The organism is Clostridium beijerinckii HUN142 (assembly GCF_000621745.1).
Classification (GTDB): Bacteria; Bacillota; Clostridia; order Clostridiales; family Clostridiaceae; genus Clostridium; species Clostridium beijerinckii_A.
In genome coordinates, this window is sequence record NZ_JHXK01000022.1 from 126,948 (window position 1) to 137,393 (window position 10,446).

9 protein-coding genes and 1 pseudogene are annotated in these 10,446 nt (G+C 29.2%); all 10 read right to left on the minus strand.

Going from position 1 to position 10,446, the window contains the following annotated elements; all coding sequences use genetic code 11:
• Positions 1-4: 4 nt before the first annotated feature.
• Complete coding sequence (gene rfbA / locus T483_RS0112505; RefSeq protein WP_026887160.1) at positions 5-892, minus strand: glucose-1-phosphate thymidylyltransferase RfbA; 888 nt, start codon at positions 890-892, stop codon at positions 5-7.
• Between the two features lie 216 nt (positions 893-1,108).
• On the minus strand, positions 1,109-2,203 hold the full coding sequence (locus T483_RS0112510; RefSeq protein ID WP_026887161.1) for a DegT/DnrJ/EryC1/StrS family aminotransferase: 1,095 nt from the start codon (positions 2,201-2,203) through the stop codon (positions 1,109-1,111).
• 11 nt (positions 2,204-2,214) lie between these two features.
• Complete coding sequence (locus T483_RS0112515; RefSeq protein WP_026887162.1) at positions 2,215-2,622, minus strand: sugar 3,4-ketoisomerase; 408 nt, start codon at positions 2,620-2,622, stop codon at positions 2,215-2,217.
• A gap of 18 nt (positions 2,623-2,640) precedes the next feature.
• Positions 2,641-3,627: a GNAT family N-acetyltransferase gene (locus T483_RS0112520; RefSeq protein ID WP_051560374.1), complete on the minus strand. Its 987-nt coding sequence runs from the start codon at positions 3,625-3,627 to the stop codon at positions 2,641-2,643.
• A gap of 22 nt (positions 3,628-3,649) precedes the next feature.
• Positions 3,650-4,561: a hypothetical protein gene (locus T483_RS0112525; RefSeq protein WP_026887164.1), complete on the minus strand. Its 912-nt coding sequence runs from the start codon at positions 4,559-4,561 to the stop codon at positions 3,650-3,652.
• An 11-nt stretch (positions 4,562-4,572) separates the two neighbouring features.
• Complete coding sequence (locus T483_RS29085) at positions 4,573-5,250, minus strand: acetyltransferase (RefSeq protein WP_035790138.1); 678 nt, start codon at positions 5,248-5,250, stop codon at positions 4,573-4,575.
• 274 nt (positions 5,251-5,524) lie between these two features.
• Positions 5,525-7,138 (minus strand): glycosyltransferase, encoded by a 1,614-nt coding sequence (locus T483_RS0112535; RefSeq protein WP_242841855.1) that lies wholly within the window; start codon positions 7,136-7,138, stop codon positions 5,525-5,527.
• Between the two features lie 80 nt (positions 7,139-7,218).
• Positions 7,219-8,358, minus strand: coding sequence for a glycosyltransferase family 61 protein (locus T483_RS0112540; protein WP_026887166.1), 1,140 nt, complete (start codon positions 8,356-8,358; stop codon positions 7,219-7,221).
• Positions 8,359-8,628: 270 nt separating this feature from the next.
• Positions 8,629-9,681 carry a glycosyltransferase gene (locus T483_RS0112545; protein WP_207641434.1) on the minus strand — a complete coding sequence of 351 codons (1,053 nt, stop codon included), beginning with the start codon at positions 9,679-9,681 and terminating at the stop codon, positions 8,629-8,631.
• A 141-nt stretch (positions 9,682-9,822) separates the two neighbouring features.
• A pseudogene (locus T483_RS31600) lies at positions 9,823-10,446 on the minus strand (collagen-like protein); the annotation flags it as partial.

Below are 10,446 nucleotides of genomic sequence, written 5' to 3' on the forward strand. Positions count from 1 at the left end.
TTTACTAACATTTAGTATTTGATTCAATACTTTTCACTACGTCTATTAGATATCTTCCATATCCAGTCTTTTTTAGAGTCTCAGCAATTTCTAGTACCTTTTGTGCTGTTATCCATCCCTTACAATAGGCTATTTCCTCAAGACATGCTATATATATGCCTTGAGTGCTTTGAATTGTTTCAACAAAATTAGATGCTTGAAGCATTGCTGAATGAGTACCTGTATCAAGCCAAGCCATACCTCTACCTAACAATTGAACTTTTAATGAATCCTCTTCTAAATAAGCTTTATTTAGATCTGTTATTTCTAACTCGCCTCTTACTGATGGCTTTAACTTTTTTGCTTTTTCAACTACTGTATTATCATAAAAATATAGACCTGGAACAACATATTTTGATTTTGGATTTTCAGGTTTTTCTTCTAATGAGATAACCTTTCCATTACTATCAAACTCAACAACGCCAAAAGCTTTTGGATTTTGAATGTAATATCCAAACACATATGCTCCATTTTCTAAGCTTGCAGCTTTTTTTAAAACATCTGAAAAGCCTTGGCCATAAAAAATATTATCACCAAGCACCATTGCTACATTATCATTTTTAATAAATTTTTCTCCAATAATAAATGCTTCTGCAAGTCCATTAGGATTTTTTTGAACTGCATACTGAATATTTAATCCTAAATCTTTTCCATCCTTAAATAACTCTTTAAAACTAACTATATCTCTAGGTGTTGAGATAATTAAAATATCTCGTATTCCTGAAAGCATTAAAACTGACATTGGATAATAAATCATTGGTTTATCATATATTGGTATCATTTGTTTTGACATTGCTTTTGTTACTGGATACAGGCGTGTTCCACTACCACCTGCTAAAATAATTCCTCTCATTTTAATCCCCCACAATATCTTAGCTATTACATTAGCTAAGATAATTTTGTTTATTAATTATGTTATGAAAAACTTAAGCATATAGTTACTTTCTAATTCATAAAGTTAGAAAACAGCATTCTCTTCTCTTTTAGAAAATGCTGTTTAACAAGTTGCTTCTACTATTCTTTCATAAATAATATATTTAAACATGAGCCTATAAATAATATGACTATATTACCATTTGTTTAAAATATCTATTACATAATTTATTTCTTCATTAGTCATCCCATACCATATTGGTATGCTTAGTACTGTCTTAGAGATAGATTCTGCCAATGGAAAGTCTCCTTCTTTATATCCTAACTCCTTGTACGCTTTCTGAAGGTGGATAGGTATTGGATAGTGAATTACAGTACTAATGCCATGAGAATTTAAATAATTTACTAATTCATCTCTAAATTCTGTTCGCAGTGCAAATACATGCCATATAGAATCAGTTGATAAATTTATATTAGGAAGATTTAATTTATTGTTAGTAATTTTCTCTAAATATACTTTGGCCACCTTTTGCCTATAGGAATTCCACTTATCAAGAGACTTTAGTTTTATGCTTAAATATCCAGCTTGAATTTCATCTAGTCTTGAATTAACGCCCTTGTATTCATTATAATATTTTATTTTAGAGCCGTAGTTTCTTATAGCACGAACTTTTTCTGCTAAATCCTTATCATTAGTTAGAATCGCTCCACCATCACCTAGTGCTCCTAAATTTTTCCCTGGATAAAAACTAAATCCTGCAGCATCGCCGAGATTTCCAGTTTTTCGTCCATTGTATATTGCACCGTGAGCTTGAGCTGAATCCTCTATTAGTTTTAAATTATATTTTTTACATAATGGTTTTATTTTATCAATTTCTGCTGGCCTACCATATAAATGAACTGCAATGATTGCTTTAGTTTTTTTAGTAATAACCGCTTCAATCTTAGTTACATCTATATTAAAAGTATTGATGTCAGGTTCTACAAGAATAACTTTAGCACCAACATATGAAACTGCTAATGCAGTAGCAATATAAGTATTTGCTGGAACTATTATTTCATCACCTTCACCAATATCATATCCTCTCAAAATAATTGAAAGTGCATCTAAGCCATTTCCACAGCTTATACAATAGTTAGCGCCACAATATTTAGAAAACTCTTTTTCAAAGGCTTCCACATGTGGTCCTAAAATAAACCAGTTATTGTCATATATTTTCTCAAAAACATCTAAAATCTCATCTTTTATTTCATTGTGCATTGGTTTAAAATTTAAAAATGGTACTTCCATAAAACCCCTTCTTAATATCTATTAAAAGCTTCTTTCATATAAAAATCTATATTTCGTATATAGTCATCTTCATCATAATAATCTGATGCAAGAACTAAAAGAACTGCACCTTCACTAAAATCATACATTTCTCTCCAAACATATGGGCCTATATATAGCCCAACTGCTGAGTTATCTAATGTGAACTCTGATTCTTCTTTTGGAGATTTAACTTTTATTTTCACAGAACCATTAAGGCATATTAATACTTGATGAAGTTTTCTATGCGCGTGAAAACCTCTTGATATATCTTGAGGGACTTTTGTAATATAATATATTCGTTTTATATCAAACGGAATATCAACAAGTCCCTCAATCGGTGTTAAGTTCCCATATTTACTACCTATATTAAGAAATTTAAATAGAGAACAATTATACATTTCATCACCTCAGAGTTGTTATTTTAATTCTTTATAATAGGTACGATTAATAGCACCTACAGTCCCAAACCCCTCTTTAAATTGAGCTAAAGAAGTATTGAGAAATTTTCCTTTATCTTCAGTACTTATTCCAAAAGAAAAAAATTTGAATTTGTTTAGATAAGCTTGACTAATTAGATTATAATTTAGAAAATTCATAGGATAATAACTAGAATAAAGAGAGTCAGAAGCAAGATATTGCGTATGGAAAACATTATTATTAAAGTTAAATACCATGCTGCCTGCTATTAAATTGTTTTTATAATATACTCCATAAAATTTAACAATATCTTTAAACCTTGTATTTTTGAAATCTAGCAATTCTTCTAGTGAATGTACAGGTTTTGTATTATGCTTTTCAAGTGATTTTAATAATAAACTATAAAAAGCATCTACTTCATCATCAGTTTCTAGTGTTCTAAATTCTAAATTGTGTTTCAAACTATATTTCAAATCTCTTCTTTTAGATGCAGAAAAGTTATTTTCTATAACAGGTGAATAGTCATTAAAATCAATATATAAACTTAACTCAATATAATTTTTATAATTATATTTAAAATAGAAATAATCTAATAAATTCGTATTTCCACTGCAAAATATTTCAGAGGTACTTTTAAGAATTATTTCATCAAAACTATTTTGGATTAAATAATTATCTAAAGCTTTAAAAAGATTATCAATATGATTAATATTATTAAAGTTTTTATTAATTACAACTCCTCCAAAAGTACTTCCTTTATGGGAATAAAATACTTTTTTTTGATCTTCAACTATTTCACATGCAGGGATTAATGCAATTATACTCGTCCCTTTTTTAATTATTAAAGAATGATCTTTAAATCTATCTTTATGATAATTTAAAAAATTTCTGCTTTGAAGAAAAGTTCCATTCACACTATTATTCTCTATAAATTTATCCCATTCTTGTTCATTATCAATATTAAATTTTTCTACTGATAAGTTCATGTGAGTGACTCACTTCCTAAAATTATTTAATTAATTCTGCATATCCAAATCCATCATAGCCATAGTTATTTCCATTGTAAAATAAATACGTCTTATCGTTATATTTAACTACAGATGGGTATGCCATCATTTGTGAATCCCATCCTGATGAAGACAAAGAAATATTTAATTTATCATCGTCTCTTGTCCAATTTATTCCATCTAATGATTCTGCATATGCTAACTTATAAGTCAAATCTTCGCTTCCTGCACAGAAAAACATTTTGTATATATCCTCATCCTTAATAACATAAGGCCTTCCAACCCTATATTCATCACCTTGTGTTCCTATAATTACATCTCCGGAACCGACAAAGTTTATACCATCCTCGGATTCCATATATCTAATATCGTATAATGGAAGTGTCTTTTTCTTTCCCTCTTTAAAATAACTACCTCCACCATAATAAACTTTCCATTTACCATCCTCTTTAACAACTGAATGAATTACTCTAAATAAAAGTTCATCATCACATCTCTCGAGGACTGGGACTTTACTATATCTTTTAAAGCTATTACCATTATCTTCACTTATAGCTAGCCCACAATATATCATCATTCTTACATGGTAACCTACTTGATACCCTGCGTAGTATAAGTGTATTTTTCCTTCATTCCTTATAACAGCACAAGGAACCACACCATTATCATCAAAAGTTCCTGGCAAACCTATATCTAACAAAGGTTCTTTTGAAACTTTTTTTACTATTTTAGGATTATTAGCATCTACGTCAACATATCCAACTCTGCTTACTCCTTTATCATCTCTAAGCCCAACAAAAATTCTAATAGTATCATTATTTAATAATAATGGAGTTGGCTGTAGTGTAGAATTTTTAGCCCAAGTGCTATTACCATCTAGGCTATAAATAATTCCTTTCTTTTCCCACTTCAATTTTATTCCCCCTATTCCTTTATATTAAATAATTCTAAAGAACTTTTACTATCTGGTTTTGCAGGACTACCCTTTAAAAATAAATTATCCCCATAGCTCTTTGTTATGAGAGCTCCAGCTGCTACAAATGAGTTTTTTCCTATAGATACGTTGTTAACAAAGGTAGAATTAACACCAAGAAAACTATTTTCACCAACTTCACAATAACCAGAAACAACTACATGAGAACTTATAAAAGAATTATCTTTTATCTTAGTCCTGTGACCAATATGATTTCCGCTCCAAAGCACTACATTATTCCCAATCTCAACATTGTACTGAATAGTATTATCCTCAAAAATAAAGGAATTTTCACCTATTTTTGCATTTCTCCATACAAAAGCTTTCGAACTAATATAAGATGCAAAACTATATCCTTTACGCTTAGCTTCATTATAAAGACGAGTTCGAACTCTATTGAAGTTTGTAAATGTTATAGCTGTGAATACTTCATATTCCTTAGTGGAATAGGTTTGCTCCATTTCTTCAAAAGCTATAACAGGTAATCCGAAAAGGCTTTTTTGAGTAATAAATTGCTTTTCTACAGCAAAAGCTTCTACAGTATATGGTGAATCATAAGTGAAATACTCATAAGCAATTTCTGCAAATTCTCCATCACCAATTATAACCAATTTCTTATTTTTATCCATATTATTACTTCCTTTATATACTTACATAATTTATATTAAGCTTCTTATAGGAATCTTAACTTTTTATAAAATTCCATTATACTAACATACTATGCATGTTTAAAATAAAGTGTACCTAACTTTATTTAGTAATATAAAACATGCAAATAGGCCTTAAATAAAACTATTATCTAAGGCCTAATGAAAATTCAAATACATAAAGTTTATAGCAACTTTTATGTGGTTTTAAGAAAATTAACTATAGGCTAAAAATCTTAAATTATTTATTATTAAACTATTCAAATAGTATATTTATGAATTTAGTGTAGCACCTTATATATTCATCTTTAAGAATAATTGTCTCTTTATTCTTTTCAGATTTACTATTAAATTCTTCACTGAAACTAGTTAAAAAATTAGAATATTCTTTGAACCATTTTCTAAGAATTATTAATAATTCATCTTTAGTTTTTATAAATGCCTTATTTTCATAAGATGAAATAATAATATTAAAAAAGTCTATTGCAGCCCGAAAAGTCAGAAATTTATCTTGAGTATTTTGTGAATTATGAATTCTAAGATTGCTTAGAGGTTCAGCGATATAAATCATATTCCCTTTTCTTAATAATTTTAGCCATAAAGATATATCTCCAAGACAATATATTTCATTGCTATCATAATCAATTATACTTTGTTTGGTGAGGTCGCAGTCTATTGCTTCTCTTTTAAATATTGCTGTACTTAATTCACCAATATAATTAATCATTGAAAATAGAATTTTTCTTCCTGCTTCTTCACCTGTTATACGAATATCATAGGGATATTGACGTACTGTTCTAAAGTTATCATTAAGGTATTCGTCCTTATCGTTAATCATTTTCCGATAGCTCGTAATAAGAGTAAGTGTATTATCATAAAGAAAATAATTCATCATTCTATCTAATTTATTTAACTTAAATACATCATCATGCAATAAAAAATTTATATATTCTCCACATGAAGCTGAAAGGCATTTACCAAGGTTAACTTTTCCTCTATGACCGGATGGACCACCATTATTTATATATTTTATTTTATTTGTTTTTAACCTGTATCCTTCTACAAACTTCTGTACATCATTAGTAGTACTATCATCGCATATTATGATTTCTGTATTTCTATAACTTTGGTTTAATGCTGAATCAAGAGCTTTTTTAAGATAGTTAGTTTGATTATAAGCGGGTATTAATATGCTAACTAAGGGAAATATATATTTAGAATAAGTATCTAAATATATTTTCTTATATTCTTCAAATCCATTAGCTGTATTTACATAACCACAATCATGAATGCACCAAGGTATTTTTTGATTTGGAACTACAACTTTAAATTTCTTTTGAATGAATTCAGTGCTTTGTGAAAGATCATAAAAATGCCATCCATCAAAAAGATCATCTCTCCATTTTATATCGTATTGAGTTATCATTATAAGTCCATCAATCCCTTTAACATCTGTATATGGTTCACTAAATTCATTAAAACTTAGAAGTTCCATTGATCCTCTATGGCTATCAAAAACTTTTCCCACCCTGCAGGGATCTTCCCACCAAACTCCAGACACTGGTATAACTTTTGCACCAACTACACCTATTAGACCTATATCTTGATTACCCTTGAAAATGCTTAAAATATCTTCAACAAAATTTGTATTTTGAATATAAACATCTTGATGAAGATAGACCTTATATTTAGAATCACTTTTTTGCATAGCTTCATTATATGCTGAGGCAATGCTTTTAGATTTTCTCATAGCTATAAATTCGATTTCTATGTCTTCAGGAATTTTGAGTTTATTAATATAAGACAAACTTTTTTTATATAGTTCCTCATTATTAACACAAGTAATAAATGCTATTTTATTTTTTTTCATTTTTCTTACCAATAACCTCTCCTTACATTCTATTTATTTAAAGTTATTTATATAGTATTCATTTAAGTGAAAAATCGGGCTTATTTACTTAAATTTAATCTATACAAAAAGTCTTTAAGATAATTTTCATCTACAATAAATCCATTTTGATAGTATGGCAATCTTGAGTTACCATAAAGAAATCCACCCAAAAAATAAGTTTTTAATCCTAATATTCCAGAAATATTAGAATACCATGGTGATTGAATAACTTTTGGCTGAATAAATATAACCCTTGCATTTTTATTAGCAAAAATAATATTAGTAAGTCCGGAACCTGATTCACCTGCTATAACTTCTGCTTCTGAAAAGGTTTTTAATTGATCATGGAAAGACATTGATCCTGGAAATATGATTTCGAATCCGAATGACCTAAAAATATTCTCAACTGCTGGTTGATTTTGCAATCTAGAATTAGGTGACTGACTTCTAGAGACATATAACTTTCTATGAATATTACTACTCTCAATTGCTAAGTTTTTATTTATAGGTTTAACAGCTAAATCATCAATTACCACATCTTGATATTTTAATAAAAAATCTGGTTTAATATTGCATGGATAAACTCCCAAATCTGAAATAACTATTAATTTTTTTATAGAATAACTATATCCCCTTGCTAAAGGAATGATTTTTCGACCTTGTTTATTTAGCATCTGTAGTTCTTCTTGAAACTGTGGTACTCTAATACAAGAGTCATCTATTATTATCGGAATGTTGTTATATTCATTAGTATCATCAATAAGACAAAGCTTGGACAGAACTTCTAATTGAAAGTGAGAGTAATTATAAGATGAACCGGATATTAGCATTATTCCCTCTTCAATAGTTTCTCCAGTCTCGTTATAGCAAACAACAGTATTGCTCTTATTTACAGCAATTGTTTCATGACATCTTAAATCAAACTTATTTTCACTATCCATAAATGGTAGGTCATAAATGCAGTAATTATTATCATCAAAAATTATATAGTTGCCTCCAATCAATTTTACATTATTTAATTCTGCGACATATATCTCGGGAAAATTTACATATATAGAATTTGTGGTATTAATTTCATTAATATAATTTGGTATATAGACCCTTTGAGGATGAGCTTCTTTTATAGGAGAATATTTAAAATTATGAGAACTACAATATTCTTTACAGGTAATATTATTTAGTATTTTTTGAACACACATTAATTAAGCCACCTTTCACTTTTATGAAATTCATTTGTTTTTTGTTTAGTTTATCTATAAAAACTTCTATATCTAAAATTTCATCTCAAAAAATCTATTATATTGTTATTTTATAAAGATTAATGTTTATTTGTTACATAACTTTAATTATTATAAAGATTATGTGACTGTAGTCTTAGAATGTTATAAAGTATGTTCAACCTATATTAATTTAACTGCCTTAAAAAAATCGTGCAGGCTAAACAAGATGAGCTCTGCACTTTAAGTTTTTTAAGAAATACCTATATCTTTGAAGTATTTTTGGTTGTATAATATACGACTGTCATTAGGTCTAAATTTACCAGCAATTTCATTATGCTCATATGCAAGCTTATGATCTCCTAATTTATCATAACAAACACATAATTGTAGGTGTGGTAGCCATGTCCAACATGCATCATTAAAAAATCCCCAGCTATCTTTTGGCTTTTCAAGCTTTGTAGCTTCTTCATACCAAAAAGCTGCCTGTTTATATTTTCTTTCATGCAAAAAAGAAAAACCAATTTTGCAGCAGGCTTCAGCTCTAGGGGTATCATATTCAAAGCTTTTAAATGCGTATCTTCTTGCATCTTCCACTTTGTTTACTGATTGATAGTAATCACATATTTTGTCACAAACTCTGATATTGTCTTCAAACCAACCTTGTTTAGAATCCAAAAATTTATTATAATATTTAAGCGCTTCATCATACATATTATGATCATATAATTCGTTAGCATAATAAAGAGTATCTCTTGGTGTAAATTCTAATCCTTCTTTCAACTTTCCTTTATATATATCAAGATTTCTCTTAGGAGTTTGTTTTAATTTCTTATGAGTTATTGCAATGTCACTATTGATTATATTACCTGCTACTTGTAAATACTCATGAACAAATCCTATCCATTTAAAATTATTTTCTCTTTTAACTAGTCTATTGCGCCTATAACTCATGGTCACATTTCCATATTCATCAAAACCTATATTGTATTTTGCAGTTACAGAATCTACAGAAGTATCTAAAGTTTCTTTTAGAGATTTAAATTTTTCTGCATCTTCTGGAAGCAATACATCATCTGCATCCAACCAAAGAATATAATCTTTAGATGCTTTACTAAAAGAAAAATTTCTAGCAGCTGAAAAATCATCTATCCATTTAAAGTCATATACATTTGATGTATATTTACTACATATTTCTTTGGTCTTATCAGTAGATCCAGTGTCAGCAATTATTATTTCATCCACTACATCTTTGATCGAATCTAAGCATCGACCTATTGTATCTTCCTCGTTTTTTACTATCATACAAAGACTAACTGTTATCAAGTAATCACCTTCTTAAAAATTTTTACAATATATAATATGAAAATAAAAGATTTTTGACATAAACATTACTTTATTAAAAGACGGCTGCCTTTTTGGGGCAGCCTAAATATTGTTTATTGATTATCCAAATATAATTGAATTCAAAGCTCTAGTATTAGCAGTTGCAGCTGATATATTACCTGGAATAGTACTATTAACTGTAATTCTAATCGAGTAAGTGAAAGTACCAGCAGATCCAGGAGTAACAACCCAAGTCAAATTAGGAATTTCAGAGTGTATCTCACCTGCAGAAATAGCTGTACCAGAATTATTAATAGTTTCTGTAACAACCACACCTGCTGTAGTTTCGATCAAGTCATAAGTGATTGTATAGTCATAAGAGGCGGCAGCTGTGATTGTTATATCGACTTCTACCATAGAATCTAATTTTAATATTTGTGCGGCAGAAATTGTTGTAACTGGCAAGTTGGTAACAATTGTTGGTGTTGCAAGAGGAAGTAGAGTCAATGGAGCTGTATCACCTGTTGCCGAAATAAAACTTCCTGCACCAGTAGGTCCAGTCGGACCTGTAATTCCAGTGTCTCCAGTTGGACCTGTAATTCCAGTATCACCTGTAGGTCCAGTTATTCCAGTATCTCCGGTTGGACCGGTAACTCCAGTATCACCTGTAGGTCCGGTAATTCCAGTATCACCTGTAGGTCCTGTTGTTCCAGTATCTCCAGTAGGTCCAGTTACACCTGTGTC